The 26761-nt window shown below is 67.1% G+C and carries 21 protein-coding genes, 2 tRNA genes and 1 pseudogene; 17 read left to right on the forward strand and 7 right to left on the reverse strand.

Features of this window, described 5'->3' with window-relative positions:
- Positions 1-14: 14 nt before the first annotated feature.
- The 4 genes from RSD66_RS08290 to RSD66_RS08305 all read left to right on the forward strand — a co-directional run bounded on the left by RSD66_RS08290 (position 15) and on the right by RSD66_RS08305 (position 5234).
- On the forward strand, positions 15-2177 hold the full coding sequence (locus RSD66_RS08290; RefSeq protein WP_415287265.1) for an acylase: 2163 nt from the start codon (positions 15-17) through the stop codon (positions 2175-2177).
- Positions 2178-2236: 59 nt separating this feature from the next.
- Positions 2237-3703: a CRTAC1 family protein gene (locus RSD66_RS08295; RefSeq protein WP_415287266.1), complete on the forward strand. Its 1467-nt coding sequence runs from the start codon at positions 2237-2239 to the stop codon at positions 3701-3703.
- A 77-nt stretch (positions 3704-3780) separates the two neighbouring features.
- Complete coding sequence (locus RSD66_RS08300) at positions 3781-4503, forward strand: cytochrome c oxidase assembly protein (protein WP_119411922.1); 723 nt, start codon at positions 3781-3783, stop codon at positions 4501-4503.
- Positions 4500-5234 (forward strand): cytochrome b, encoded by a 735-nt coding sequence (locus tag RSD66_RS08305; RefSeq protein WP_415287267.1) that lies wholly within the window; start codon positions 4500-4502, stop codon positions 5232-5234. Before RSD66_RS08300 ends, RSD66_RS08305 begins: the two co-directional genes overlap by 4 nt.
- Here RSD66_RS08305 and RSD66_RS08310 read toward each other — a convergent pair.
- Positions 5227-5682, reverse strand: a pseudogene (locus RSD66_RS08310) (c-type cytochrome); the annotation flags it as partial. The gene RSD66_RS08305 and the pseudogene RSD66_RS08310 overlap by 8 nt on opposite strands.
- Positions 5683-5921: 239 nt before the next feature.
- On the opposite strand from RSD66_RS08310, the gene RSD66_RS08315 reads away from it, so the two are divergent.
- The 7 genes from RSD66_RS08315 (at position 5922) to RSD66_RS08345 (ending at position 12101) form a co-directional block, all read left to right on the forward strand.
- Positions 5922-6275, forward strand: coding sequence for a c-type cytochrome (locus RSD66_RS08315; RefSeq protein WP_415287268.1), 354 nt, complete (start codon positions 5922-5924; stop codon positions 6273-6275).
- Positions 6265-7215 carry a cytochrome c oxidase subunit II gene (coxB, locus tag RSD66_RS08320; protein WP_415287269.1) on the forward strand — a complete coding sequence of 317 codons (951 nt, stop codon included), beginning with the start codon at positions 6265-6267 and terminating at the stop codon, positions 7213-7215. The genes RSD66_RS08315 and coxB overlap by 11 nt, the downstream gene beginning before the upstream one ends.
- Positions 7212-9758: a cbb3-type cytochrome c oxidase subunit I gene (locus RSD66_RS08325; RefSeq protein ID WP_415287270.1), complete on the forward strand. Its 2547-nt coding sequence runs from the start codon at positions 7212-7214 to the stop codon at positions 9756-9758. The genes coxB and RSD66_RS08325 overlap by 4 nt, the downstream gene beginning before the upstream one ends.
- Positions 9755-10051 (forward strand): hypothetical protein, encoded by a 297-nt coding sequence (locus RSD66_RS08330; protein ID WP_415287271.1) that lies wholly within the window; start codon positions 9755-9757, stop codon positions 10049-10051. Before RSD66_RS08325 ends, RSD66_RS08330 begins: the two co-directional genes overlap by 4 nt.
- A gap of 96 nt (positions 10052-10147) precedes the next feature.
- Positions 10148-10372: a hypothetical protein gene (locus RSD66_RS08335; protein WP_003168221.1), complete on the forward strand. Its 225-nt coding sequence runs from the start codon at positions 10148-10150 to the stop codon at positions 10370-10372.
- Positions 10369-10785: a DUF2231 domain-containing protein gene (locus tag RSD66_RS08340; RefSeq protein WP_415287272.1), complete on the forward strand. Its 417-nt coding sequence runs from the start codon at positions 10369-10371 to the stop codon at positions 10783-10785. Before RSD66_RS08335 ends, RSD66_RS08340 begins: the two co-directional genes overlap by 4 nt.
- Positions 10782-12101: a PQQ-dependent sugar dehydrogenase gene (locus tag RSD66_RS08345; protein WP_415287274.1), complete on the forward strand. Its 1320-nt coding sequence runs from the start codon at positions 10782-10784 to the stop codon at positions 12099-12101. Before RSD66_RS08340 ends, RSD66_RS08345 begins: the two co-directional genes overlap by 4 nt.
- 275 nt (positions 12102-12376) lie before the next feature.
- Here the strand turns inward: RSD66_RS08345 and RSD66_RS08350 are convergent, their stop codons facing one another.
- The 3 genes from RSD66_RS08350 to RSD66_RS08360 form a co-directional block, all read right to left on the reverse strand.
- A complete protein-coding gene (locus RSD66_RS08350; protein ID WP_415287275.1) occupies positions 12377-13573 on the reverse strand; it encodes a DUF6880 family protein in 1197 nt (398 codons plus the stop codon).
- A gap of 91 nt (positions 13574-13664) precedes the next feature.
- Positions 13665-13925 carry a helix-turn-helix transcriptional regulator gene (locus tag RSD66_RS08355; protein ID WP_415287276.1) on the reverse strand — a complete coding sequence of 87 codons (261 nt, stop codon included), beginning with the start codon at positions 13923-13925 and terminating at the stop codon, positions 13665-13667.
- Between the two features lie 233 nt (positions 13926-14158).
- A tRNA-Asn gene (locus RSD66_RS08360) sits at positions 14159-14233 on the reverse strand.
- Positions 14234-14344: 111 nt separating this feature from the next.
- On the opposite strand from RSD66_RS08360, the gene RSD66_RS08365 reads away from it, so the two are divergent.
- Positions 14345-15160 carry a TrmH family RNA methyltransferase gene (locus RSD66_RS08365; protein ID WP_415287277.1) on the forward strand — a complete coding sequence of 272 codons (816 nt, stop codon included), beginning with the start codon at positions 14345-14347 and terminating at the stop codon, positions 15158-15160.
- A gap of 49 nt (positions 15161-15209) precedes the next feature.
- Here RSD66_RS08365 and RSD66_RS08370 read toward each other — a convergent pair.
- Positions 15210-15283: transfer RNA gene (locus RSD66_RS08370), tRNA-Cys, on the reverse strand.
- A 131-nt stretch (positions 15284-15414) separates the two neighbouring features.
- Between RSD66_RS08370 and RSD66_RS08375 the strand changes: the two genes are divergently transcribed.
- The 3 genes from RSD66_RS08375 (at position 15415) to RSD66_RS08385 (ending at position 18494) form a co-directional block, all read left to right on the forward strand.
- Entirely contained in the window at positions 15415-16044 is a 630-nt protein-coding gene (locus RSD66_RS08375) for a protein-L-isoaspartate O-methyltransferase family protein (protein WP_024352868.1), read from the forward strand.
- A 136-nt stretch (positions 16045-16180) separates the two neighbouring features.
- Positions 16181-17755: a TolC family outer membrane protein gene (locus tag RSD66_RS08380; RefSeq protein WP_024352867.1), complete on the forward strand. Its 1575-nt coding sequence runs from the start codon at positions 16181-16183 to the stop codon at positions 17753-17755.
- A gap of 169 nt (positions 17756-17924) precedes the next feature.
- A complete protein-coding gene (locus tag RSD66_RS08385; protein ID WP_024352866.1) occupies positions 17925-18494 on the forward strand; it encodes a DUF2497 domain-containing protein in 570 nt (189 codons plus the stop codon).
- A 35-nt stretch (positions 18495-18529) separates the two neighbouring features.
- Here RSD66_RS08385 and recG read toward each other — a convergent pair whose 3' ends face one another.
- Positions 18530-20620 (reverse strand): ATP-dependent DNA helicase RecG, encoded by a 2091-nt coding sequence (gene recG, locus RSD66_RS08390; protein ID WP_415287279.1) that lies wholly within the window; start codon positions 20618-20620, stop codon positions 18530-18532.
- Between the two features lie 87 nt (positions 20621-20707).
- On the opposite strand from recG, the gene RSD66_RS08395 reads away from it, so the two are divergent.
- Positions 20708-21037: a succinate dehydrogenase assembly factor 2 gene (locus RSD66_RS08395; RefSeq protein ID WP_415287280.1), complete on the forward strand. Its 330-nt coding sequence runs from the start codon at positions 20708-20710 to the stop codon at positions 21035-21037.
- On the forward strand, positions 21037-24486 hold the full coding sequence (gene mfd, locus RSD66_RS08400; RefSeq protein ID WP_415287281.1) for a transcription-repair coupling factor: 3450 nt from the start codon (positions 21037-21039) through the stop codon (positions 24484-24486). Before RSD66_RS08395 ends, mfd begins: the two co-directional genes overlap by 1 nt.
- Here the strand turns inward: mfd and RSD66_RS08405 are convergent.
- Positions 24483-26759, reverse strand: a complete 2277-nt coding sequence (locus RSD66_RS08405; RefSeq protein ID WP_415287282.1) for a fused MFS/spermidine synthase — start codon at positions 26757-26759, stop codon at positions 24483-24485. The genes mfd and RSD66_RS08405 overlap by 4 nt on opposite strands.
- Positions 26760-26761: the final 2 nt, after the last annotated feature.

The raw sequence follows: 26761 nt of genomic DNA on the forward strand, positions 1-26761 counted from the left end.
GAGAGGGGAAATCCATGCTGAGAGTTCTGCACCGGGCGACATCGGCCCTGGTTATGGCGACGGCGATCGGCCTTGCGCCCGGCGTCGCCTTTGCGCTGGCCGAGCCGACCTCGACGCCGCAGGCGCCGATTACGGCCTATAAGCCCAGGGCCAATGAGATCCTGTGGGACGGCTACGGCGTCCCCCATGTCTATGGAGTCGACGCGCCGTCGGTCTTCTACGGCTACGGCTGGGCCCAGGCGCGCAGCCACGGCGACAACATCCTGCGCCTGTATGGAGAAGCGCGGGGCAAGGGGGCCGAATACTGGGGCCCGGATTATGAACAGACGACCGTCTGGCTGCTGACCAACGGCGTGCCGGAGCGCGCCCGGCAGTGGTATGCGCAGCAGTCGCCTGATTTCCGCGCCAACCTCGACGCCTTCGCGGCGGGCATCAACGCCTATGCGGAACAGAACCCAGACGACATCTCGCCCGAGGTGCGGCAGGTGCTGCCGGTCTCCGGCGCCGACGTGGTGGCCCACGCCCACCGCCTGATGAACTTCCTCTACGTCGCATCGCCGGGCCGCACCCTGGGCGAGGGCGACCCGCCGGACCTGGCCGATCAGGGCTCCAACTCCTGGGCGGTGGCGCCAGGCAAGACGGCCAATGGGAACGCCCTGCTGCTGCAGAACCCGCACCTGTCCTGGACGACGGACTACTTCACCTACTACGAGGCGCATCTCGTCACGCCGGACTTTGAAATCTATGGCGCGACCCAGATCGGCCTGCCGGTCATCCGCTTCGCCTTCAACCAGCGCATGGGCATCACCAACACCGTCAACGGCATGTTGGGGGCCACAAACTATCGGCTGACGCTGCAGGACGGCGGCTATCTTTATGACGGTCAGGTGCGGCCGTTTGAGCGGCGTCAGGTTTCGTATCGCCTGCGTCAGGCGGACGGATCGACGATCGACAAGCCGCTGGAAATCCGCTCCAGCGTCCATGGCCCGGTCTTCGAGCGCGCGGACGGCACGGCCGTCGCCGTTCGGGTCGCCGGTCTGGATCGGCCGGGCATGCTCGAGCAGTATTTCGACATGATCACGGCGGACAGCTTCGACGACTACGAAGCCGCCATGGCGCGGATGCAGGTGCCGACCTTCAACATCGTCTACGCCGATCGCGAAGGGACCATCAACTACAGCTTCAACGGCGTGGCGCCCAAACGGGCCGAGGGCGACATCGCCTTCTGGCAGGGGCTCGTGCCGGGCGATTCCTCACGTTACCTGTGGACCGAGACGCACCCGCTGGATGACCTGCCGCGCGTCACCAATCCGCCGGGCGGCTTCGTGCAGAACTCGAACGACCCGCCGTGGACGCCGACCTGGCCCGTGACCTACACGCCCAAGGACTTCCCGTCTTATCTGGCGCCCCAGACGCCGCATTCCCTGCGCGCGCAACAAAGCGTGCGTCTGATGTCCGAGAACGACGACCTGACGCTGGAGCGCTTCATGGCGCTGCAGTTGAACCATCGCGCCGTCATGGCCGACCGCACCTTGCCGGATCTGATCCCGGCGGCCCTGATCGACCCCGATCCCGAGGTCCAGGCGGCGGCGCGCCTGCTGGCGGCGTGGGATCGCGAGTTCACCAGCGACAGCCGCGCCGCCCTGCTGTTCGAGGAATGGGCGCGTCTGTTCGCCGGTCAGTCTTTCGCCGGCCAGGCGGGTTTCGCCACGCCCTGGTCGCTGGATAAGCCTGTCAGCACGCCTTACGGCGTCCGCGATCCCAAGGCCGCCGTCGATCAATTGCGGACCGCTATCGCCAACACCAAGCGCAAATACGGCGCGAGCGACCGGCCGTTCGGCGATGCCTCACGCATGATCCTGAACGACGTGAATGTTCCGGGCGCCGCCGGCTACGGCAACCTGGGTTCCTTCCGGGTCTTCACCTGGTCCGATCCTGACGAAAACGGGATTCGCACGCCCAACCACGGCGAGACATGGGTGGCGATGATCGAGTTCTCCACACCGGTGCGGGCCTATGGCCTCATGAGCTACGGCAACTCGCGCCAGCCCGGCACGCCCCACTATAGCGATCAGATCGAACGTGTGTCGAAGGCCGATTTCCGCGAGCTGTTGCTGCGCCGAGAGCAGGTCGAGGCCGCGGTCCAGGAACGCACGCCCTTTAACTTCAAGCCATGAAAGGCCTGACCATGACACGACGGATCAGATATTCGGCGAGCGCGGCGTCATTGGCGCTGATGGTCGCCGCCTCTGGCGCGGTTGCAGGCGAGCCAGCCTTCACTGCGGTTCAGGTCGAGGGCTTTTCGGTCGCGGGCGCTCTGTCGAACGCCTGGGCCGACTTCGACAACGACGGCGACCTGGACCTGGCCGTCTCCTGGAAGAGCGGCGAAGTCCGTCTCTATCGCAACGACGGCGGAACCTTCGTCAACGTCGGCCCGGAGATGGGCCTGCCGACCTCGGGCATCGAAATCCGGGGGCTGAGCTGGGGCGATTTCGATGGCGACGGCTTTGTCGACCTGATGGGCGGATCGAACGTCATGGGCGATCGGGCGGCCAACCGCTCCTTTGTCTGGCGCAACGAAGACGGACTGCGTTTCGAGGAGCAGGCCGAGTCGCTGGGTCTTCTCGTTCCGGGGCGGATGAGCCGTCAGGCCAACTGGATCGACTACGACAACGACGGCGCGCTGGACTTCTATGCGGCGGACCGCGCAGGGCCGAACCAGCTCTTCCGCAATCAGAACGGCCGTTTCGTTCCGGTGATGGGGGAGGGCGGCGTCAACGACGTTCGCGCCACCGTCGGCGCCTGTTGGCTGGACTATGACCGCGACGGCGATCTGGACCTGTTCCTGGCCAACCAATCCGGCTCAACCGACGCCTTGTGGCGCAATGACGGGGGAAGTTTCGTCGATGTGGCGCCGGCCCTCGGCATGGATCAGGCCGGGCGGGATCGCAGCACGGGCGGCGTCGGTTGCGCGGTCGGCGACTATGACAACGACGGGAACCTCGACATCTTTGTCGCTGTCTATGGCGCGGACCTGCTGTACCGCAATAACGGCGACGGGACGTTTTCCGAAGTCGCGGCCCAGGCTGGGCTGGATCACGGCGGGCACGCCGTGGCGGCAGCCTGGGGCGACTATGACAATGACGGCTGGCTGGACCTCTTCGTCACCCATTATGAAGGCGAGCCGGGAAAGCAGATTCCTGTCAATCTGCTGTATCGCAATCTCGGGAACGGGCGGTTTGAGCAGATTCTGACCCGCGAGAGCCTGTTGAATGCGGGCGATCACGGCGTCGAATGGATCGATTACGATAACGACGGCGCCTTGGACCTGTCCCTCACCAAGGGATATGGCGAAGAAGGCGGTCACTTCCTGTTCCATAACGAACTGGCTGAGCCGGCGCGCTCTCGCAGCCTCAGCATTCTGGTTCTGGACGAAGGCGGGAAGCGCATTCCGCCCGGCGCAGAAGTGCGACTGTTCGATAGAGAGGGTAAAATCCTCGGCGCCCGTCAGGTGTCGACTGGCGGCGGCTACAACGCTCAAAGCGCTGTGCCTGTCCATTTCGGTCTGGCGCACATGCAGCCGGTTCGTGTCGAGGTCACCTACATGGGCAACCGGCAGGTGGTGATCGAGAATGTCAACCCCCGATCATATGCCGGACGGCGACTGATCGTGACGCCGGACGGCGCTCAGGAGAAACCGTAAGGCGTCGGCCCATTCACGTCACAGTCGCCTTGAAACCGAGCAGGTGAACCGTCGCAGCGCGCAGGCGTTGGCCCAAAATGGTCGATGCCGTCTGGACACCCTATTGCGGGCCTGCGCCCGATCCGGCCGAGGCGCTGGGGCGCTGGAACGGCGACCCGGTTCTCTGGGTCCTTCTGATGGCTGCGACGGTCGCGGGGCTGCTTCTGCTCCGCGGGCCTCAGAAGGGGCGATACACGGCCGCGATGGCTGTCCTGGCGATCGGCTTCATTTCGCCGCTGTGCGCGCTGAGTTCCGCGCTGTTCACGGCACGGACGCTGCATCATCTTCTGCTGGTGCTGGCGGCGGCGCCCTTGCTGGCCCTGTGCCTGCCCCGGTTGAAACGACCGCGTCTGGCGGCGGCCGTGGCGGTCCAGGCGGTGGTCTTCTGGGCCTGGCACGCGCCCGGACTCTACGCTCAGGCTCTATCGCATGATGGAGTTTATTGGCTGATGCAGGTCAGCATCCTGGGGAGCGCGGTCTGGTTCTGGGCGACGGTGCGCAGCGCCAAAGGCCATGCGGCCGTGGCGGCGCTGCTGGCGGCCATGCTGCTGATGGGGCTGCTGGGCGCCTTGATCGTGTTCGCGGCCCAACCGCTTTATACCCCGCATTTCGCCAGCACCCTGGCCTGGAACATGACGCCGCTGGAGGATCAGCAGGCGGCGGGGCTGATCATGTGGGCGCCGGCGGCGGCAGCCTATCTTCTCGTCGCCCTATGGCGTCTTAATGGCCTGCTGAAGCCGACGGGCGAGACGACGCCATGATCGACCGCTTGATCGCCCAGGCGCTGGAATGGGCCGCTGGTCATCATGATGAGGGACGCTATTCCCCCGTGGCCATCGGGTTTCACTGGGGCATGGCGGGTCTGGTGGCGTTCCAACTGGGCTGGGGCTGGTGGATGGGGCGGCTGCCGGTTGGCGGAGAGAAGGTCGCGGCCTATGAGGTTCACTTCGCCGTCGGCATCCTGATGCTGCTGCTGGTGATCGGTCGCCTGACCTGGCGGCTGGTCGCGCCGGATCTGATCAATGACGCGGACAAGCCGGGATGGGAGAGCACGGCGGCCCATATCACCCACTATGTGTTTTACCTTTGCCTGTTCGGACTGCCGCTGTCGGGATGGGCGATGGTTTCTGCGACGGCGCGGGACACCCAGCTGGCGGCGGCAGGCTTCATCCCTTGGCCTTTGTTGCCGATGCAGGATTTGTCGAACCGCCAACTATGGGCGATTGAGGCAGCGGCTGAGTGGATGCACTGGGGTCTGGTCCTGACCCTTCTGCTGATGATCCCGATCCATGCCGGGGCGGCGCTCAAGCACCATCTGATCGATCGGGACGACGTGTTTCACGCGATGCTGCCGGTCGTGCCGCAGCCGAAGCCGAAACGGACGCACTGGCAGAGGCGTTGGCGTGCGCTTGAGCGGCGGGTCGGGTCGACAGCCACTCGGCTATGGCGCGGGCTTCTTCTTCCGACAGATGCTGGACGGCGGCGGCCATGACGCCGCGGGGGTCGTTGCGCCTCTTGCCGGACTTCCAGCGGTCAATCTGCTCCAGAGTATAGGGGGCGGGCTGCCCGGCGACGATCGGTTGGCCTGCGCCCGCGCCTTGCCCTTCCGCTCCATGGCAGGCGGCGCAGGCGGTGATCCCGCGCGCCGCGTCGCCGCTAAGCCAGATCGGGGGCGGGGGACCGGCTGAGGCGTGCACGGCGGGCGCAGGCAGTCCAGCGTACCAGGCCGCCACGACGCGGCGGGCGTCGGGCGTGAGCCCGCGCGCAACTCGGGTCATGACGTCGTCGGGACGCAGGCCGCTGGCGTAGTCCTCCATCTGCTTCTGGAGGTAACCCTGTTCCAGACCCGCCAGGCGTGGCGTGGAAACGCCGTCGCCCTCTCCCTTCAGCCCATGACAGGCGAAGCAGGCGTTGGCTGGCCCGCCCGCCCCGCCGCCCATGGCGATGATTTCGCCCGAGGCCTGAAACGCGCGGTCAGTCGCGCCCGGACTCGTGTCGCAGGCGGCGAGGGTCAGTCCCAAAAGAGCGAGGGGCAGGGCGCGCACCTCGATCCAACACCGGCCTTGCGGCGCCGGTTCCGCCTCGGAACCCCTGGCCGTTCGATGGATTGGTTCTGGTGAAGCTGAAAGGGGCCGGATGCCGTCATGTCGCGACGATGGGGAAGATAGGGGCGGCGGTCTTGGCCGTCGGCCTGCTGGGCCTGCCCGCCTGCGCGGACAAGGGCGGGGCGTCGCGCGACCTGGCGGGCGCCGATGCGGCCGAGGGACTTCGCCTTGTCCGGACGCATGGGTGCGGCGCCTGCCACTCCATTCCCGGCGTGGCCTGGCCCGAGGGGCGGACCGGCGGATCGCTGGCGGGCGTGGCGGCGCGGCCGATGGTTGCAGGGCGCCTGCCGAACCAGCCTGCGGTCATGGCCGCCTTCGTGCGCGACGCGCCGTCGCTGCTGCCCGACACCGGCATGCCGCCCATGCGCCTCAGCGAAGCCGAAGCCCGCGACATAGCGGCCTATCTTTATACCCTCGATGACGACTGAGACGCCGGACATGCTGGGCGGCTGGCCACCGCCGGTGCTGGACCCCGCCGGGCCGTTCGCCGGGCCGGTGACGGTGGTCGCCTGGGTGCTGTTCGTCATGGGGGCGGTGGTGCTGGCCGTCGTCCTGATGGCGCTGGGCGTCGCCCTGTTCGGGCCGAGGAAGTGGAAACGTCGTGTGGGTGGCGAACGCCTGGTCTGGATCGGCGGTCTGGCTTTTCCGGTGGTCGTGCTGACGGGCCTGCTGATCTACGGCCTCAGCGTGACGGCGCGCGTGTCGGATGCGCCCCGCGACGGCGAGATGCGCGTGCGCGTCACCGGCGAGATGTGGTGGTGGCGCGTGGCCTATCTGGACGGCCAGGGCCGCGAAACGGTGCAGGACGCCAATGAGGTCCACATCCCCGTCGGCCGTCCGGTGGTGATCGAACTGGAGAGCGCCGACGTCATCCATAGCCTGTGGGTCCCGCGCCTGGGCAGCAAGACGGATATGATCCCCGGCCGCCGCAACTTCATGCGGCTGCAGGCTGACAGGCCGGGAGTCTACGCGGGGCAGTGCGCTGAGTATTGCGGCGGACCTCACGCCCTGATGGGCTTCGTCGTCGTCGCCCATGCCGAGGCTGACTTCGAGGCCTGGCGGGCCCGTCAGGCCGCATCGGCCGCGCCGTCCGTCCTGCCGGGGGCGGGGGTGTTCAGCGCCTCGGGCTGCGGCGCCTGCCACACCATACGCGGAACCGAGGCCAACGGGCTTGCCGGGCCGGACCTGACCCATGTCGGCTCGCGCCAGACGCTGGGCGCGGGCATCCTGCCCAACAATCAGGGGACGATGGCGGGGTGGATCGCCGACAGCCAGGGCATCAAGCCGGGCAACCGCATGCCGTCCTATCCGGTCCTGACCGGGCGCGAACTGCGCGATCTGGCCGCCTATCTGGACAGTCTGAAATGACGTCGGAAACCGGCTTCGACGTCCGCAAATACGATCGCTTTCCCACCGAGGGGCCGCGTCCGGACGGCGAGCTGGAGGAGCTGGAGGCCGCCTGGTGCGGTCCGCGTCGTCCCGGCGAGTGGATCACGGCGATCAACAACAACATCATCGGCGTCTACTACGTCGGCGCGGCCATGCTGTTCTTCGTGCTGGCGGGGGTGCTGGCGCTGCTGATGCGTACGCAGCTGGCCCTGCCGATGACCGGCTTCCTGCCACAGGAAACCTACAACCAGATCTTCACCATGCACGGCACGGTGATGATGTTCCTGTTCGCCGTGCCGGCGGTCGAGGCGCTGGGCGTGCTGCTGCTGCCGCAGATGCTGGGCGCGCGAGACCTGCCGTTTCCGCGTCTGGGGGCCTATGCCTTCTGGGCCTATCTGATCGGCGGCCTGGCCTTCTTCTGCTCCCTGTTCTTCGGCCTGGCGCCGGATGGGGGATGGTTCATGTATCCGCCGCTGACCGGGATAACCTACTCGCCGGGGATCAACGCCGACTTCTGGCTGCTGGGCATCGGCTTCATCGAGATATCAGCCATCGCGGGCGCGATCGAGATCATCGTCGGGGTGCTGAAGACGCGCGCGCCCGGCATGACGCTGGACAAGCTGCCGATCTTCGCCTGGGCCATGCTGATCTTCGCCTGCATGATCATCATCGCCTTTCCCTCGGTGATACTGGCGACGCTGCTGTTGGAGCTGGAACGAGCGCTGGGCTGGCCCTTCTTCGACCCGCTCAAGGGCGGCGACCCCATGCTGTGGCAGCACCTGTTCTGGTTCTTCGGCCACCCGGAAGTCTACATCATCTTCCTGCCGGCGGCGGGCGCCATGTCGACCATCATCCCGGCCATGGCGCGGACCAAGCTGGTGGGGCACCCCCTGGTGGTCATGGCCATGCTGGCGACCGGTTTCATCAGTTTCGGCGTGTGGGCGCACCACATGTTCACCACCGGCATGCCGCAGATCAGCATCAACTACTTCAGCGCCGCCTCAATGGCGGTCAGCGTGCCTGCAGGTGTGCAGGTCTTCGCCTGGATCGCCACCATAGCGGCGGGAAAGATGCGCTTCACCACGCCCGGCCTGTTCGCCGTCGGCGGTCTGGTCATCTTCGTCATGGGAGGGCTGACCGGGGTCATGGTCGCCATGGTGCCCTTCGACTGGCAGGCCCACGACAGCTACTTCATCGTCGCGCACCTGCACTACGTGCTGATCGGCGGCATGGTCTTTCCCATGTTCGCGGCCATCTATTACTGGCTGCCGATGTCCAGCGTCCGGCCGCTGAGCGAGCGCATGGGCAAATGGATCTTCTGGCTGATGTTCGCCGGTCACAACATCGCTTTCATGCCGATGCACCTGACGGGGCTGATGGGCATGCCGCGCCGGGTCTACACCTATCTGCCGGGACGCGGTTGGGACCTGCCCAATTTCATTTCGACCATAGGGGCTTTCCTGTTCGGTCTGGCGGTCCTGCTGTGGGTCATCGACATGATCCGCAACTTCCGCCCCTTCGGACCGCGCGAGGCGGGCAACATCCACGACGGCCCGGGCCTGGAATGGCTGCCCAGCGGCTATTATTCCGTGCGATCCGTCCCGGTGGTGAAAAGCCTCTATCCGCTGTGGGAGCAGAAGGGGTTGGCGAAGGAGGTGCGGGAGGGGCGCTGGTTCCTGCCCGGCGCGGCGGGAGGCGAGCGTCAGACCCTCGTGACCAGCCCCCTGAACGCAGAGCCGCAGTATGTCTTGCGTCTTCCGCGCCCGTCGCCCTGGCACGTCTTCAGCGCCGTGTTCACGGCGGGCTTCTTCCTCATTCTGACGATCCAGGCCTATGCAGTCGCCGTAGTCAGCGGGGTGCTGGCGATCTACTGCATCATGCGCTGGTGCTGGTTCCTGGACGCGCCGCACAATCGCAAGACGACCGATATCGGGGCGGGCGTTCGCGTGCCGAACTATGTCTCGGGCCCTTCCAGCCACGGCTGGTGGGCCATGGTGATCGTGTTGATCGTCGGCGGTATGGTCTGCCTGCTGGCGGGCTTCTCCTATGTCTTCCTGTGGAGCCGACGACCGGACCTGTGGCAGGCGTCGCCGGAGATGGCGTCCCTGATGCTGCATCTTGGCGCTCTGGCGCTGGCGGGGCTGTGCGCCGTCGCAGGGCCGCGCGTGTTGCGCCGGGCGGGGAGGGGAGCAGAGACCCTGGCGACGGCTCTTCTGGTCGTCAGCGCCGTCGGAGCCGCGGCGGCGGTCGGGTTGGAGCTTCGCGCCTGGTGGTTCGCCGGCCTGAAGCCTGACGCTACCAGTCAGGGCGCTGCGGTCTTCGCCCTTCTGGGCTGGGCAGGGGCTTTTGCGGCGATCGGGGCCTTGATGGGCCTCTACATCCTGTTGCGTCGAGCGTTCAGACGGCTGTCGGCCGACCGGCCGTCCACGGTCGACCTGATCAGCCTCTTCATGACTTATACGGCGGGGCAGGCGGCGATGGTCTTGCTGCTGATCCGGCTGTTTCCGGGCGGCGGATCGTGAAGCGCTGGCTGGCCATGACGGCGGGTCTGCTGATCTGGGCCGCGCACTTCCTGGGACTCTATCTGCTGGCCAGCGCCGCAGATGTCTGGTCCTCCACCGAGGCGGCCGGCGGCCGCTGGGTCGGGCTGGGTTTCAGTCTTCTGTGTCTGGCGCTGATCGCCGTTGCGGCCATCGTCATAGCGCGGCGCCCTGTCCCGGATGGACCGGGCCTGTGGGAGCGGCGCGTGGCCCTGACCGGCGCTTTCGTCGCCGCCGTCGGGGTGACATGGCAGACGGCGCCGCTGGCGTTCTGAGCAATCCAATCTGCGGCCCGTCGTTGACCTGCGTCATATCGCTCGGCCTCGGAACCGCATGGCTTCCGGCCGATTGGTTCAGACTGAGGAGGAGCCATGAACCAGACCCACGTCATCGAACGCGCCTTTGAAATCGCCGAGCAAGACCATGCCTGTCTCAAGGTCAGCGACGTGCGCGAGGCCCTTGCCCGGGAAGGCTATACGATCAGCGATCTGATGCATCTGGAAGGCTGGAGCATCCGCGAGCAACTGAGACGACGGATGAGGGCGCGTGGATCCCGCGTCGTCGGTCGCATCGAGTTCGCCGAGAGCCGGCCATGACCAGAGCAGCGGGCCCGGGCCGGGCCGTGCAGGCGCTGATCCTGAGCTTTCCGGTCGCCCTGTTCAGCCTCGGGACGGCGACGGATGCGGCCTATCTTCGGACTGCGGAGATGCAGTGGAGCAACTTCTCTTCCTGGGCGATTGTCGGCGGCCTGATGTTTGGCGGCGCCGCCTTCGTGTGGAGCCTGGTCGACCTGGCCCGGGGCCGTCGCGGCGGCTTGCGTCTTCTGTACAGCGGCGCTCTCGGCGCCCTGTGTGTTGTCGGCCTGACGAACGCCTTCAAGCATAGCCAGGACGGCTGGAGTTCCGTGGGCGCCTTTGGCTTCACCCTGTCCGTTCTATGCTGCGCGCTGGCGCTGAGCGCCGGATGGCTGCGCTACTCCGGGATGCTGGATGAGGAGGCGAGCCGATGATCCGCAGAAACATCCTTCTATGCGGCGTCTTGGGCGCGACCGTGGCTGTGGCCGCCTGCGGTGAAAGCGAAAAAGGCGTCAATGAAGTCGGGCCGAAGCCTGACTTGCCCGAGATTCGGGAAACCCTGCTGCCGCCGATGCGTATCGCCAAGCCTGTCGGATGGGGCGATGAAACGCCGCGCGCGCCCGAGGGCTTCGTGGTGACGGCCCTGGCTACGGACCTGCGTATTCCACGTCAGATGCTCGTCCTGCCTAACGGGGACATCCTCGTGGCCGAGGGGCGGGGCGGCGGCGCGCCGGCCTTGAGGCCCAAGGACGTCATCGCCGGGGTCATCAAGAAGCAGGGCAACACCAAGGTGAACGGCGGCGACCGCATCACCTTGCTGCGCGACGCCGATAACGACGGCCGCGCCGAAGTTCGCACAGTCTTCATAGGCGGTCTTAACGCCCCTTATGGCCTGGCCTATGTCGATGGCCGCATCTACGTGGCCGAGCAGGATGCTCTGGTCAGCTTCCCCTATGTCGAAGGGCAGACCCGGATCACGGCGCCGCCTGAAGAGGTGACGCGTCTACCGTCCGCGCTCAACCATCACTGGACCAAGGCTCTGACCGCCAGCGCAGACGGTTCGACACTCTATGTCGGCATCGGCTCCAACAGCAACGCCGGCGAGCGGGGCATGGCCGTGGAGGAGGAGCGGGCGGTCGTTTGGGCTGTCGACCGCTCCACAGGCGCGCGCCGAACCATCGCCCGCGGCATTCGCAATCCCACCGCTCTGGCGATTGAGCCGTCGAGCGCCGCCCTTTGGGCCGTGGTGAACGAAAGGGATGAAATCGGGCCGCAACTCGTTCCAGACTATCTGACCTCGGTTCGCGACGGCGCCTTCTACGGCTGGCCATACAGCTACTGGGGACAAAATCTCGACCCGCGCGTGCGGCCCCAGAAGCCCGAACTGGTCGCGACGGCGGTAAAGCCGGATTACGCCCTGGGAGCCCATGTGGCCGCCCTGGGACTGTCCTTCGCCCGCGACGGCGGCTTCGGCGGGGTCTTCACCGAAGGGGCCTTCATCGGACAGCACGGGAGCTGGAACCGGCAGGATCTGGCCGGGTACAAGGTTGCGTGGGTTCCGTTCTCGGGAGGCCGGCCAGCCGGCGAGCCCGTCGATTTTCTGACCGGGTTTCTGACGGACAATGGCGAGGCCCGCGGCCGTCCCGTGGGCGTTTGGTTTGATCCCCAGCACCGGATTCTGCTGGTGGCCGACGATCTGTCCAACACGGTGTGGCGTGTCGCTCCGGCCGGAATCTCTCCAGCGCGATAGATTCCATTCAGAAGATAAAGGTCGGCCAGATCACGACCCTGCAACTTGAGCCTGGCATCGCGACGGGCCGGTCTATGGGAGATCATAGGCGTCTCCTTTATCGCGCCCGGCGTCATGCGGTTTCGCCGGAAGGCGGCGTTGCGCTGGCGCGACGCTGGATCCGGCTCTGTCTATCGGCTTTCCGACGAGGCGCGGCGGGTTGGCGGCATTCGATCTCGCCGATGACAGCCCTGAGATAATCTATTATTTTCAGGGCATTATACTGAAAAACGAACCTAATTTGTGAGGATTTCGGCGGCTTCGGGATAGCGCTGGGCCAAGCGTGACGTCCAGTCACCCGCCTGGAGGCGGAGTTGCCGGGCTTCACGGGGACGCGCCAGGACGAGCGCCGCCGCCTCCCTGTGGGCGGGCCAGTCCATCAGCAGCCGCATGGCCGCCTCGAAGTCCGGATGGGTCGAGGCGTGGGCGAACGCCCGGTCCAGGGCCTCGACATCATCGAAGTCGGGCAGTCGTGAGAGGTAATCCCGAAGAACGGGTGCCGACAGGTCGCGCTCGAACAGGCTCCAGCGCAGATCCTGGGCCTCCTGGCGGTGTCCTTCGGCGTCGAGCACGTCGATGGAGGCGGCTTCCCAGGCGGAGGACAGGCGCGGGGCGCCGTCCGTCGGGTTGTGGCCGAAGGTCCAGCGACGATTGAGCGGTGAAGGGTTCAGGGCGCCTTCGAGGGCGGCGCGGGCTTCCGCAATGCGTCCCGCGGCGAGGAGACGGCGGGCGATGTCGGCGGCGATGTCGGGCGACCCGGCCTGCTCGGGCGTGACGAGCGAGAGCCAGAGGTCGAGGTCCTCCGCCTTATTCGCCAAGCGGCGAAGCAGGTTGCGGCCCGACGGGGTCTTTCCGGCCGAGGCGTCCAGGCTGTCGAGCAGCCGGCGCGCCGCACGAGGACCGAGGGCATCGCCGCCGGCGGAGATCCAGCGCGCGTAATCCTGCGGACGTCGGCGCAGAGCGTCGATCAGGTCGCGCAACGCCTGATCGTCGACGGTCTCGGCGAGAGCAAAGAGATCCGGCGCGGCGGCCTCGAAGGCGGCGGGCAGTTCCCCCTTGGTGTCCTTCACGCGGGCGGCCAGGCCAGGATAGAGGTCGAACCAGCGGATGAGAACGGCGAGCGCCTCGCCGGGAGCCTCGGGCGCCAGGCGTTCCACGATCATGTCGCGGTGCGTGTTCAGGTCGTCGATCAGTTCGCCGCGCTTGCGCCAGGATACACGTGTGCGGGCGACGGAGACGGCAGTGATGCGCTTGTCGATCTCAAGGGCGAGGAGGTCGGGACCGGCCTCGGCCGCCAGTTCAAGACGAAGACGGCGCTTGAGATTGGCGTTACCGGCGCCGGCCTCGATCAGCAGGTCCGCCAGGCGGGGGGCTCCGAGATGGACGAGGTTGGCTGCGGAAAGCCTGGTCGAGATCCGGGGGTGTCGCGCCATGAGGTCCTTTGGGAGGAGCGGGGTCGTCCAAGAGGCACCTATAGCACGGGCGCCAAGGACGATTTCGCCACCCCAGCAATACGCTAGCCGCTCAGTGTCGGGCGGGAGGCGCGCCTTCCCCACGCGGAGCTGCGGCATGAGGACCCAGGTGGGATTCGCTGGTCGATCGATGGAGGCCGCGATCGGCCCACTCGGCAAGGTCTTCCATATCGTAGACGACCCTGCCGCCAAGCTTCCGATAGACGGGGCCTGTGCCATAGGTGCGATGCTTTTCGAGCGTGCGGCCGGATAGTCCGAGATACCGACCCGCCTCAGGCGTGCGCAGAAATCGCTTCACCGGAAACTGTCCCATGATGCCCCCCTGAAAGGAGATCGATCATGCCTTGGAAGCGCCGGGGATCCGCCCCGCTACTTCATCACCGTAACGACGCGGTTGGGCTTCGCGCTCAAGACAATGTGAAGCGAGCGGGAACCTGGGACGATTTCGTCCAAAAGTACCGTTCTAAACGCCGTTCTAAACGGCCAAGCTAGAACGGAGGGCTCCGATCTCTTGGTCAGATTGTCTAGGGATTTCAATCCCCCGAGTGGCTCCGCGGGTAGGATTCGAACCTACGACCAGCCGATTAACAGTCGGCTGCTCTACCACTGAGCTACCGCGGAACATCCCCTCGGGGGAGGCCGGCGTATAGCAGCGCCTTTTCGATTCATGCAACGGGTAAAACGCAGAAATCGCCAAATTTTTTCGCAAAGCCCTGCGCTACAAGGGGCGGCATGACACCGAGCACTGTTTTCGATCCTGATGATCCCCGCGTCGTCGCCTTTCGCGATGTGAAGGAACGCGACCTGACCGGGCGGCAGGGGCTGTTCGTCGCCGAGGGAGAGGTGGTTCTGCGCGTCCTGGCGTCCGGGGCGTCGCTGTGTGCGCCGGTATCGGTTCTGATCGCCGAGAAGCGGCTGGAGGGGTTGAGAGACGTGCTGGAGCGTCTTCCAGCGGACGTGGCCGTCCATGTGGCGCCCCAAGCGGTTCTGAACGCTGTGGCGGGGTTTGATCTGCATCGGGGCATCCTCGCCCTTGGGCGCAAGCCGAATCCGGTCGACCCGGACGCTCTGCTGGACAGCCTGCCGGATCGAGCCGTCGTCGTGATGGCCTGCGGGATCGGCAATCACGACAACATGGGCGGCCTGTTTCGCAACGCCGCCGCTTTTGGCGCAGGGGCGGTGCTGCTGGATCGGACCTGCTGCGATCCGTTTTACCGCAAGGCGATCCGGGTGTCGGTCGGCGCGGTCCTGCGTACGCCTATGGCGACGGGGCTGGAGGCAGGAAGCATGATCGACCTGTTGCAGGGCAGGGGATTCGAAGTGCTGGCCCTGACGCCGTCGGCGGATCAGGCGCTGGCCGAACTGGCGCCCGCGCCGCGCACCGCGATTCTGTTGGGCAGCGAGGGGCCGGGCCTGCCGGGAGAGATCATCGCGCGCTGCCGCCCCGTCGGCATTCGCATGGCGGGCGGATTCGATTCGCTGAACGTGGCGGCGACCAGCGCCGTGGCCCTGCATCACGTGACAACGGCGAGGTTGGTGCACGGCTGAAAGCAAGAAAGCCGCCCCGAAGGACGGCTTTCTCGATGTTTCATCGCGATGGAGGCCTGACCGGGAATCGAACCCGGGTGCAAGGATTTGCAGTCCTCTGCGTCACCACTCCGCCATCAGGCCGCGGCCCCCATTTCCAGAGGCCCCGCCATCGCGAGGGCCGTCAGCTATCAGATCGGATTGTCCGCTGCAACGCACGGACCTATAAGCGCGTCACATTTCTTCGCCTAAGCCGACCTGAAGGACTTCGGATTATGGATTTCGCCGCCGCCCGCAAGGTGATGCTGGACTCGCAGGTCCGCGTGAACGACGTCACCGACCGCCAACTGCACGCCGCCATCGGCGCTGTGCAGCGCGAGCGATTCTGCGCCCCTGACCGCGCCTTCTCGGCCTATGCCGACGTCGAGCCGGAGATCGCGAACGGTCGCCGTCTGATGTTGCCGCGCGATGTGGCCAAGCTGTTGCAGGGACTGGACGCCCGTGCGGGCGAGAAGGCGCTGGCGATCGCGGCGCCCTACGCCGCCGCCGTGCTGGCGGACATGGGCCTGAAGGTGACGGCGCAGGAATCAGATGCGGCCGTGTTCGAGGTGGTCGGCGCGGCTCTGGCCGAGGCTGGAGTCGAGACGGCGGTCGCGCCGCTGAACCAGCCGCAAGGCGAAGGCTATGACCTGATCGTCAGCGAAGGCGCGGTGATCGAGCGTCCCGAATCCTGGATCGCGGCCCTGCGTCCCGGCGGCCGCTTGGCCGTGGTGGAGCGCGACGGCGCCAGCGGTGCGGCGGTTCTTTATGTGCGTGGTCGTGAAGGCGTGTCGCGCCGCGAACTGTTCGATGCGGCGCCTGACCTGCTGCCGGAAATGACGCCGGCGCCTGCTTTTGCGCTCTAGCGCCTCTTGTGCGACGGAACAGACGTTGCACTGCGTGAAAAAAACTTAACTGGCGTCGGGCGAGGCTAGCCGCCAACTACGCCGTTAGAAGGCACTACAGGCGCGCCGAACGGGGGCGTCAGGCAGGGACAGGTTCATGTTGAAACGCTCGCGCGCGCTCGCTTCGGTCGCACTGGTCGCATTGACGATGGGGGCGACGCCGGTTCTGGCCGAGTCGCTTCAGGAAGCGATCGGTCTGGCCTATCGGACGAATCCGTCCCTGCTGGCCCAGCGCGCCAATCAACGCGCCCTGGACGAATCCATTGTTCAGGCGCGCGCCGGGCTGCGGCCGACCATCAACGCCTCTGCGGGCGTTGATTACAGCCGCACGCGCACGGATCGCGTGACCACGACCATTCCCGGCCAGACCATCCCGATCGATACGAACGGCGACGGCGTGCCGGACGCCACGGGCACGCTGCCGGGCAGCACCACCACCAGCGGCGGCACGATCGAAAGCGACGGCGCCAGCGCCAGCGTCAGCCTGAGCCAGAACATCTGGACGGCAGGCCGGGTATCGCACGGCATTTCGGCTGCTGAGGCCAACGTCATGGCGGGCCGTGAAAACCTGCGTCAGGTCGAGCAGCAGGTGATGACTTCGGTCGTCCAGGCCTACGCCGATGTGGTGCGCGATCTGGAGATCCTGCGTATCCGCCAGGAGAACCTGCAGGTCCTGCGCCGCCAGCTGGACGAATCGAACGCCCGTTTTGAAGTGGGCGAGATCACCCGCACCGACGTGGCCCAGTCAGAAGCCCGTCTGGCGCAATCCGAATCCGACCTGGCCGGGGCTCAGGCGCAGTTGTCGGTCTCGCGCGCGGCCTACGCCGCCGTGGTGGGGCAGGCGCCGTCCAACCTTCAGGCCTTGCCGGTTCTGCCCGGGCTGCCTTCGGACTTCGATGCGGCGATGGATGTCGGCCTGGCTGAAAACCCCGGTGTTCTGGCCGCCCTCTACGCCCAGCAGGCGGCCGAGGCGAACGTGGCGGCCGCGCGCTCGGAGTATCTGCCTTCGGCGCGGCTGACGGCCTCTTACGGCGGGACCGCCAACGACCTGTCCGGCTTTGACCTGTCGGATCGCACCAGCTTCACCGCAGGGGCTTCGGTCTCGGTGCCGCTGTTCACGGGAGGGTTGAACCGGTCGCGCGTCGCACAGGCTCTGGAACGCGCCAACGCCGCCCAGATCAACGTTGAGGGCCAGCGCCGCACCGTGCTGCAATCGGTCAGCTCAGCCTACGCTCAGAGCGCTTCGGCCAAATCCAGCGTCGCCGCTGGCCAGGAAGGCGTACGCGCCGCCTCGGTCGCCGCCGAGGGCGTCCGCCAGGAAGCGCAGGTCGGCCTGCGCACCACGCTGGACGTGCTGAACGCCGAACTGGAACTGCGTAGCGCAGAGGTCGCCCTGGCCAGCGCGCGCCGCAATGAATACGTGGCTCAGGCTCAGTTGCTGGCGGCGATGGGGCGGTTGGGCGGTCCCAATCTGGATCCGGCCATCGACGCCTATGATCCGGCTGACAACTACAACGCCATCCGCAATCGCGGCGCCCTGCCGTGGGACGGCCTGCTGGAGACGCTGGATCGCGTCGCCGCGCCGGCTGTGACGCCCGCTGCGGACGCCGAAGACGCCCCAGTGGACCGCCAGTTGAAGGGCGAAGTCGTCCGCACAGCGCCGCAAGGCTGACGCTTCGTCGAAGCGGGCGCGTGAAAACGTCCGTTGATTCCGGCCGAGGTTGATGCGACGACAGGGCAGGGGCGAGGCGAGTCTGTACCAGCCGCGCCCGTTCGCCCTGCGCCGTTTCCGGCTCAACGGGTGATGACCGAGATCGAGCACCGAGGTTGAAGGCTCCGACATGACCGACCAGTCCGCTCAGGAACCCACGATGGAAGAAATCCTGGCGTCGATTCGCCGGATTATTTCTGAAGACGACGCCCCGGCTGAAACCGCCGCAGCGCCCGAGCCGGAACCTGCGCCCGAACCCGAACCTGAAGCGCCCCCGGCTATCGCCGCCGCTGAGGAAGATGTGCTTGAGCTGACCGAGCCTTATGAGGCCCCGGCCGCCGAGGCCATTGGCGATCTGGACGTCGCCGACGCAGCACCCTTCCCGGTCGAGGCGCCCGCTGTCGCACCCGAGCCTGCGCCGGTCGCCGTCGCGCCTGAGACGGACGCCCTGGTCGGCGAAACCGCCGCCGCCAGCGCCGCTTCGGCCTTCGCCGGTCTGGCCGCCAGCTTCCAGAAGCCCGAGCCTGCGCCGGTCGCCTCGGCCGCTGACATGAACTTCATGAGCGGCAATACGGTCGAGGCCATGGTCCGCGAGATGCTGCGCCCGATGCTGAAGGACTGGCTGGACGCCAACCTGCCCGCCATCGTCGAGGCGCAGGTCCGCAAGGAAGTCGAACGCATCGCCCGCAACGCAGGCTGATCGCTTTAAAGTCTCGCTGAGTTTTACGACGCCCCTCAGTCCGCTGAGGGGCGTTCGTTTTTCCAGTCGAACAGGGCTTCCAGCAGGCGCACGGCCTGACCGCGCTCGCTGGTCAGGTCGGGATCGCGGCCCAGTAGCAGGCGCGCATCGTCCGCCGCCGCCAGCAGCAGCGACCGATGCCGGATCGGATCGGCGAAGCGATAGGCCGGGAAACCGCTCTGCTTCAGGCCCAGCGGGTCGCCGCCGCCGCGCAGGCGGAAGTCTTCCTCGGCGATGACGAAGCCGTCCTCGGTGCGGCGCAGGGTCTCCAGCCGCTCCTTCGCCGTTTCGCCCAGGGCGCCGTCCTCGCCGCCATACAGCAGGATGCAGGAACTGGCCTTGGCGCCGCGTCCCACGCGCCCGCGCAACTGGTGAAGCTGGGCCAGACCGAAGCGGTCGGCGTGTTCGATCACCATGATGGAGGCGTTGGGCACGTCGACGCCGACCTCGACCACGGTCGTGGCGACCAGAACGGGCAGACGCCCCGCCGCGAACTGCGCCATCACGGCCTCGCGCTCGGCGCCCGGCATCTGGCCGTGGGCGAGGCCGACCTCGGTTCCCAGCAGTTTGCGCAGGTCTTCGGCCCGATCCTCGGCCGCGGCCAGGTCGATGGCTTCGGATTCGGCCACCAAAGGGCAGATCCAGTAGGCCTGGGCGCCGGCTTCGACGGCCGCCTTCAGCCGCTTCGCCACCTCGCCGATGCGCGCCAGCGGCAGGACAGCCGTGGTCACGGGCGTGCGGCCCGGCGGCTTCTCCATCAGGCGGCTGACTTCCAGTTCGCCGTATTGCGTCAGCTCCAGCGTGCGCGGGATCGGCGTGGCCGACATGGTCAGCAGGTGAACGCCGCCCAGAGCCGGGTCGCCCTTGGCCTGCAAGCGCTGACGCTCGCGCACCCCGAAGCGGTGCTGCTCGTCGATGACAGCCAGCGCCAGCCGGTGAAACTGCACCGCGTCCTGGAACAGGGCGTGGGTGCCGATGGCGACCTGAGCCTCGCCGGAGGCGAGCGCGGCCAGCTTGACGCGCCGTTCGGCCGGGGTGTCGCGGCCGGTCAGCAACAGGCTGGACACGCCCGCCTGATCCAGCAGGGACGACAGCTTGTCGTAATGCTGGCGCGCCAGAATCTCGGTCGGCGCCATCAGGGCGGCCTGAAAGCCGCTGCTGGCGGCATCGGCCAGAGCCAGCGCCGCGACGGCCGTCTTGCCGGAACCGACGTCGCCCTGGAGCAGCCGCCCCATCTGCTCGCCGGAACTCAGATCTGCGCGGATTTCGACGACGGCCTGTTTCTGCGCGCCGGTCAGGCTAAAGGGCAGGGCGGCCAGCAGGCGGGCGGAAGCTTCGCCCGGCGTGATGCGGGCGGCGGGCGTGATCTGGCGGGCGCGACGGCGGCGCGCCAAGGCCAACTGGTGCGCGAACAGTTCGTCATAGGCCAGACGCTGGCGCACCGGGGCGTCCGGCGTCAGATCGGCCTCGTTCGTCGGGGCGTGCAGGGCCTCCAGCGCCGGGCGCCAGCCGGCCCAGCGCCGCGCCGCCAGCCAGTTCGGTTCCTGCCACTCGGGAAGCTCGGGCGCGAGGGCCAGCGCGCCCTGCGCCAGTTTGCGGATCTGGCGTGAGGTCAGCCCCTGCGTCGCCGGATAGACGGGTTCGGACAGCGGAATCTCATCGGCCTTCTCGAGCGGGAGAATGTAGTCGGGGTGGGCGATCTGGACTTCGCTGTTGAAGCGCTCGACCTTGCCGGTCACCAACCGTCGCGAGCCACGCGGGGCGAGACTCTCGATATGGCGCGGCGATCCGGCGAACCAGATCAGATGGATGAAGCCGGTATCGTCGATGGCGCGCACCTTGATCGGCGCGCCGTGTTTGTGCGGCGGAATCAGGCGGTCGATCGTCACCTCGAAGACGCCGATCTCGCCGTCGACGGCCTCCATCGCCGTGGTGCGGCGCCGCTGGATCACGCCGCTGGGCGACAGGAACAGCACGTCGCGCACCAGCGGACCCGCCACCTTCTGCACCAGGGGCGCGCTGCGCGGCCCCACGCCTTTCAGCGTGGTGACGTCCGCGAACAGGGGAAAGAGAATCTCGGGCCTCATGATGACGCAGCATAGCTGGCGCAGCGGCGTCTGGAACGCTATCTGATCCGCCTCTTACCGAAGTGAACGGACAGGCAAGGAAACAGCGTGGCCGATATCGACGCACGTCCCGACGACGCCCAGAACACCGACGACCGCAAGACGCGCCTGGGGCGCCTGTCCTTCCGCGCCTGGCGCCGGGGCTTTCGCGAGGCCGACATGGTGCTGGGGCCGTTCACCGATCAGGTCGCGCCGACTCTGAACGACGACGAACTGACCGAACTCGAGACCCTGCTGGATGAAGAGGATCAATACCTCTACGCCTGGATCATCGAGCGCGAGCCGACCCCGCCTGAGTTCGACGGGCCGATGATCGCCCGCATCCGCGCCTTCATGCGCGAGCACGTTGCGGCTGAAGTCGCCAAGGGCATCGGCTGATGGACGGCGCGCCGGCGCGGGCCGACATGGAGTTGGGCGGCGCGCCTGAGGGACTGGACGCCCTGATCGTGGCTGATCGCATCAAGGCGCAGGGCGGGACCGCCCTGTTCGTGGCGCGCGATTATCAACGTACGGGAAACTTTATTCAGGCGTTTCGTTTCTTCGCCAAGGATGTTGAAGTTCTTGAATATCCGTCGTGGGACTGCCTGCCTTATGACCGGTTGAGCCCGACGGCTTCGGTCGCGGCCCAGCGCATGGCGACGCTGACCCGGCTGGCGACGCGAGATCCGGCGGACAGGACGCCTCTGCTGGTGGTCGCCACCGTCGCCGCCGCCGCCCAGCGCACGCCGCCGCGCGGTGCCGTGACCGGCGCTGGGTTCGCCGCCAAGGTCGGCGCCGATCTCGATACGGCCGCTCTGGAGCGCTATGTCGCCACGAACGGCTATATTCGGGCCTCGACCGTGTCCGAACGCGGCGAATACGCCATTCGAGGCGGGGTGATCGACGTCTTCCCGCCGGGGTTCGACGAGCCGGTGCGCCTCGACATGTTCGGCTCAGAACTGGAATCGATCCGCGCTTTCGATCCCGAGACCCAGCGCTCGACGCGCCAGCTGAAGGCGGTTTCGCTGTCGCCGGTGTCGGAGGTGCTGCTGGACGCCGACGCCATCTCGCGTTTCCGCAGCGGCTATCTGAACCTGTTCGGCGCGCCCGGCGACGAACCCATGTACGCCGCCGTCAGCGAGGGCGCGCGCCGTCAAGGCGTCGAGCACTGGTTGCCGTTGTTCTACGACCGACTGGATACGCTGTTCGACTATCTGCCGGACGCGTCGCCGGTCTTCCTCGACAGCCAGACGGAACAGGCGCGGGGCGAGCGCTGGAATCTGACCGTCGACGCCTATGAGGCGCGCAAGGAGGCCGCGCGCGGCAAGGGCGGGGCGGCCTATCGCGCCCTGCCGCCCGCTCGGCTCTATCTGGACGACAGCGACTGGAACAGCGCGCTGGCCGGTCGCGCCGTGCGCCGCCTGTCGCCGCTGGCCGCCGGTTCGGGCGAGGACGCCGGCGGCCGTCTGGGCCGCAGCTTCGCCGCCGAGCGGTCGCAGGACAGCGTGAACCTGTTCGCCGCCGTGGCCCAGCACGCCGAGGCTCTGAAGGCGCAGGGCAAGCGTGTGCTGTTCGCCTCGTGGTCCGAAGGCTCGGCCGAGCGTCTGGCCGCCATGCTTGGCGACCATGGCCTGACGCACGTCGTGGCGGTGCGCGACTGGGACGATGTGCGGGCCGCGCCCGAGGGCGTCTATCTGCGCGCGGTGCTGCCGGTCGAGCATGGTTTCGTCACCGACGATCTGGCCGTTATCTCCGAGACCGACATACTGGGCGACCGGCTGGCGCGGCCACGGCGCAAGCGGCGGGCGTCTAACTTCCTGGCCGAGGCCTCGGCCCTGACGGCAGGCGATCTGGTCGTCCACCTGGATCACGGCATCGGCCGCTATGAGGGCCTGCGGACGCTGGAGATTCAGGAGGCGCCGCGCGATTGTCTGGAGCTTCTCTATGCTGGTGAGAGCAAGCTCTATCTGCCGGTTGAAAACATTGACCTCCTGACCCGTTACGGCACGGATGCAGAAGGGGTTCAGCTGGATCGTCTGGGCGGCGCGGGCTGGCAGGCGCGCAAGGCCAAGGCCAAGGAGCGTCTGCGCGCCATGGCTGAGGGGCTGATCGCCCTGGCCGCCAAGCGGGCGCTGCGGGTGTCCGACGCCATCGCGCCGCCCGCGGGCCTGTTCGACGAGTTCTGCGCCCGCTTCCCCTATGAGGAGACGGACGATCAGCTGAACGCCATCGGCGACGTGCTGGAGGACCTGGGCAAGGGCACGCCGATGGATCGTCTGATCTGCGGCGACGTCGGCTTCGGCAAGACGGAAGTCGCCCTGCGCGCCGCCTTCGTCGTGGCCATGACGGGTCAGCAGGTCGCCATCGTCTGTCCGACGACCCTGCTGGCCCGCCAGCACTTCAAGACCTTCAGCGAGCGCTTCGCCGGCTGGCCGATCAAGGTGCGCCACCTGTCGCGCATGGTCACGGCCAAGGACGCAAACGAAACCCGCGCGGGTCTGAAGGACGGCAGTTTCGAGATCGTCGTCGGCACCCACGCCGTGCTGGCCGATCAGGTCGGCTTCAAGGATCTGGGCCTCGTCATCGTGGACGAGGAGCAGCACTTCGGCGTCAAGCACAAGGAGAAGCTGAAGTCCCTGCGGGCCGATGTTCACCTGCTGACGCTGACGGCGACGCCGATCCCGCGCACGCTGCAGATGGCGCTGTCGGGCATCCGCGAGATGTCGATCATCGCCACCCCGCCGGTCGACCGTCTGGCGGTCCGGACCTACGTCACGCCGTGGGATCCGGTGCTGGTGCGCGAGGCCCTGCTGCGCGAGAAATATCGCGGCGGTCAGGCCTATTACGTCGCGCCGCGCCTGAAGGACCTGCCCGACATCGAGCGGTTCCTGCGCGAACAGGTTCCAGAGGTGAAGTTCGTCGTCGGCCACGGCCAGATGAGCCCGACCCAGCTGGAGGCCGTCATGAGCGCCTTCTATGACGGCGAATATGACGTTCTGGTCTCGACCACCATCGTAGAGAGCGGCATCGACATTCCGACGGCCAACACCCTGGTCGTGCATCGCGCTGATATGTTCGGTCTGGCCCAGCTTCACCAGATCAGGGGTCGCATCGGTCGCTCCAAGGCGCGGGCCTTCGCCTATCTGACGACCGATCCGACCAAACCGCTGAGCCTGTCGGCCGAGCGGCGGCTGCAGGTGCTGCAGTCTCTGGATAATCTGGGCGCAGGCTTCCAACTGGCCAGCCACGATCTGGACCAGCGCGGCGGCGGCAATCTGCTGGGCGACGAACAGTCGGGCCATATCCGCGAGGTTGGCGTCGAACTGTATCAGCAGATGCTGGAAGACGCCGTCGCCGAGCTGCGGGAACAGGGCGAGACGGCCCCGGATCGCGGCTGGTCGCCGTCGATCAACGTCGGCGCGGCCGTATTGATTCCAGAGGATTACGTCCCGGACCTGAACGTACGCCTGAGCCTGTATCGCCGTCTGTCGGACGCCGAGAAGATGGAGGATCGCGAGGCCATGGCCGCCGAACTGATCGACCGGTTCGGCCCGCTGCCGGACGAGGCGCAGCAGCTTCTGCGGATCGTCGGCGTCAAGGCCAACTGCCGCACGGCCTGCATCGAGAAGATCGACATCGGGCCCAAGGGGGCGGTGCTGACCCTGCGCAACAACACCTTCCCCAATCCGATGGGTCTGGTGGGCCTGATCCAGAAGAACCACGCCTTCTGGAAGATCCGCCCCGATCAGAAGATCGTGGTGAAGGGCGACTGGCCCACGCCCGACGATCGCCTGAAGGTCGCCGAGCGCATCACCGCCGATCTGGCGCGGGTTGCGGGCGCGGCCTAGCCCGCACGCGCCTTCATGCTGCGAACCAGGGCGCCGAACAGGTTGACGTAGTCGTCGGTCCATGGGCGGACCTCGGTCGGCTCCAGCTTGCGCCAGCGGCCGTCGGCCTTGAAGTCGGTCAGACCTTCGGGCGTGGGCGAGATGGCCAGGGCTTCGGTTGAGGCCTCGGCCATCAGGGCGGCGTCGGGGTGCTCGATGTAGATCTGGTGCAGTTCGGCGGCGCCGAGTTCGCGCGCGGCGGCGACGGCGGGCAGGGTGATCTCCAGATTGCGGTTCGACAGATGCAGCACCACGACGCCTTTCGGCCTCAGCAGCCTGAGATAGCCCTCGATCGCCTCGCGGGTCAGCAGATGGGTCGGCACCGCGTCGGATGAAAAGGCGTCGATCACCAGCAGATCGTAGGAGCCGGGAGCCTCCTTGTTCAGCGTCAACCGCGCATCGCCCAGGACAGTGCGGATCGGACCATCGGCGCAGTTCGAGATGAAGGTGAACCACTTCGGGTCGCGCGACAGCCGGTCGACCATCGGATCGATCTCGAAGAAGGTCATCTGATCCGAGGCGCGCTTATAGGCCGCCATTGCGCCCGAACCCTGACCCACCACGCCGATAACGGCGCCGGGGCCGCGGGCCTGGATCAATTCGGCCGCCTGCCCGAGAGGCGTGGTCTCGGCATAGTACATGGTCGGGGCGCAGGCGAAGTCGGGGTTGCGCGCCTGGGCGCCGTGCAGGGTCGTGCCGTGCATCAGCACATGAACGTCGCCGCCCATCTTGGCGTCCGGCGTGACCGCCACACGCATGACGCCGAAGAAGCTGCGCTCGGACAGGCTCCAGTCGTAACCTCGGCCGATGTAGTGGGCCGACACCGTCATGGCGGCGACGACAGCGGTGAACATCAGCACGCGATCGCGGATCAGAAAGGCGCAGATGGCGGCGGCGCCGAGGATGATCTGCGCCGTCGCGGTCAGGCCGAAGTCGCTGAACACCGTGCGCAGCGATGCGTCATAGCGCATCATCTCGAACAGCAGCGGTACCGACACGGCGATCGTCAGGCCCGCTGTCATCAGCCAGACTTCATGCCTGGCGGGACGCGCGCCCAGCCACGGTCGCGCCAGACAGACCAGCACCATGACCAGCGGATATTCGAGCACGGTCTCGAACAGGGTCGGCGCCAGCAAGGCTGTGAAGGCCCCGCCCAGCACGCCGCCCAGCGACATCAGCAGGTAGAACTCGGTCAGCCGGTCCGGCGCCGGGCGTCGGGCGGCCAACTGCTGGTGGCACATCAGGGTCGTGAAGAAGAAGGCGGCCAGGTGCACGCCCAGCAGCATCAGCCAATGCCCGGTCGTCATGCCGACCAGGGCGGCGATCATGACGGTGAAGGTCGCCTGCAGGATCAGAGTGACGGGCAGCGATATCCACGGCCGGGTCTGGAAGGCGATGACGAAGGTCAGCAGATAGAGGGCCAGCGGCGCGACCCACAGAAAGGGGGCCGAGGCTACGTCTGTCGAAAGATGTGCAGTCACCCCCAGCATCAGGCTGGACGGCGCGGCGGCCAGCAGGATCAGGATGATCTTGCGCGACCACGGGATCGGCGGACTGCGATGGTCAGAAGCGGCGGTGCGGGCGGCGCCGAGACCGCGCGGCAGGATGATCGTCAGCAGCACGATCATGGCGGCGAAGGCGCCGTACCCGACTGTCCAGCCAAGTCTCTGCCCCGACAGGGACGCCAGCGGCTCGATCAGGACCGGATAGGCCAGAAGCGCCAGGAAGCTGCCCAGGTTGGAGGCGGCGTAAAGCACATAGGGGTTGGCTCCATCGGGCCGGCCGACGCGGGCGCGCGCATACCAGGCCTGAAGCAGGGGCGCCGTGGCTGAAAGAACGGCGAAAGGCGCGCCGACGGATAGAAACAGAGCCCCCAGAAGCCAGCCGACCGGCGCGGCCGGATCGGGATCCCCCAACGCCTCAGTAATGCTCAGCGGCAGGAAGACCGCCGCCGCCGCCAACAGCGTCAGATGCGTCACGGCCTGCCACCGCACCGACGGAATCCGTTGCAGCAGGTGGGCGTATAGATAGCCCGCCAGCAGCGCCGCCTGGAAGAAGACCATGGCGGTGTTCCACACCGATGGCGATCCGCCCAGCAGCGGCAGCACCAGCTTGGTCGCCATCGGCTGAACCAGGAAAACCAGACTGGCCGAGGTGAAGATGGCGACGGCGAAGGCGGCAGGTGTTATCGCGTCGATCCTGCGATGCGCCGGGGACAGGACGTGTTCGGTCATGC

This window comes from Brevundimonas sp. S1H14, from assembly GCF_047716865.1.
Lineage (GTDB): Bacteria > Pseudomonadota > Alphaproteobacteria > Caulobacterales > Caulobacteraceae > Brevundimonas > Brevundimonas naejangsanensis.

Coding starts and splice junctions, on each gene's coding strand:
- RSD66_RS08290 (WP_415287265.1), top strand. CDS start 15: ATGCTGAGAGTTCTGCACCGGGCGACATCGGCCCTGGTTATGGCGACG.
- RSD66_RS08295 (WP_415287266.1), top strand. CDS start 2,237: ATGGTCGCCGCCTCTGGCGCGGTTGCAGGCGAGCCAGCCTTCACTGCG.
- RSD66_RS08300 (WP_119411922.1), top strand. CDS start 3,781: ATGGTCGATGCCGTCTGGACACCCTATTGCGGGCCTGCGCCCGATCCG.
- RSD66_RS08305 (WP_415287267.1), top strand. CDS start 4,500: ATGATCGACCGCTTGATCGCCCAGGCGCTGGAATGGGCCGCTGGTCAT.
- coxB (WP_415287269.1), top strand. CDS start 6,265: ATGACGACTGAGACGCCGGACATGCTGGGCGGCTGGCCACCGCCGGTG.
- RSD66_RS08325 (WP_415287270.1), top strand. CDS start 7,212: ATGACGTCGGAAACCGGCTTCGACGTCCGCAAATACGATCGCTTTCCC.
- RSD66_RS08335 (WP_003168221.1), top strand. CDS start 10,148: ATGAACCAGACCCACGTCATCGAACGCGCCTTTGAAATCGCCGAGCAA.
- RSD66_RS08340 (WP_415287272.1), top strand. CDS start 10,369: ATGACCAGAGCAGCGGGCCCGGGCCGGGCCGTGCAGGCGCTGATCCTG.
- RSD66_RS08345 (WP_415287274.1), top strand. CDS start 10,782: ATGATCCGCAGAAACATCCTTCTATGCGGCGTCTTGGGCGCGACCGTG.
- RSD66_RS08350 (WP_415287275.1), bottom strand. CDS start 13,573: ATGGCGCGACACCCCCGGATCTCGACCAGGCTTTCCGCAGCCAACCTC.
- RSD66_RS08355 (WP_415287276.1), bottom strand. CDS start 13,925: ATGGGACAGTTTCCGGTGAAGCGATTTCTGCGCACGCCTGAGGCGGGT.
- RSD66_RS08365 (WP_415287277.1), top strand. CDS start 14,345: ATGACACCGAGCACTGTTTTCGATCCTGATGATCCCCGCGTCGTCGCC.
- RSD66_RS08375 (WP_024352868.1), top strand. CDS start 15,415: ATGGATTTCGCCGCCGCCCGCAAGGTGATGCTGGACTCGCAGGTCCGC.
- RSD66_RS08380 (WP_024352867.1), top strand. CDS start 16,181: ATGTTGAAACGCTCGCGCGCGCTCGCTTCGGTCGCACTGGTCGCATTG.
- RSD66_RS08385 (WP_024352866.1), top strand. CDS start 17,925: ATGACCGACCAGTCCGCTCAGGAACCCACGATGGAAGAAATCCTGGCG.
- recG (WP_415287279.1), bottom strand. CDS start 20,620: ATGAGGCCCGAGATTCTCTTTCCCCTGTTCGCGGACGTCACCACGCTG.
- mfd (WP_415287281.1), top strand. CDS start 21,037: ATGGACGGCGCGCCGGCGCGGGCCGACATGGAGTTGGGCGGCGCGCCT.
- RSD66_RS08405 (WP_415287282.1), bottom strand. CDS start 26,759: ATGACCGAACACGTCCTGTCCCCGGCGCATCGCAGGATCGACGCGATA.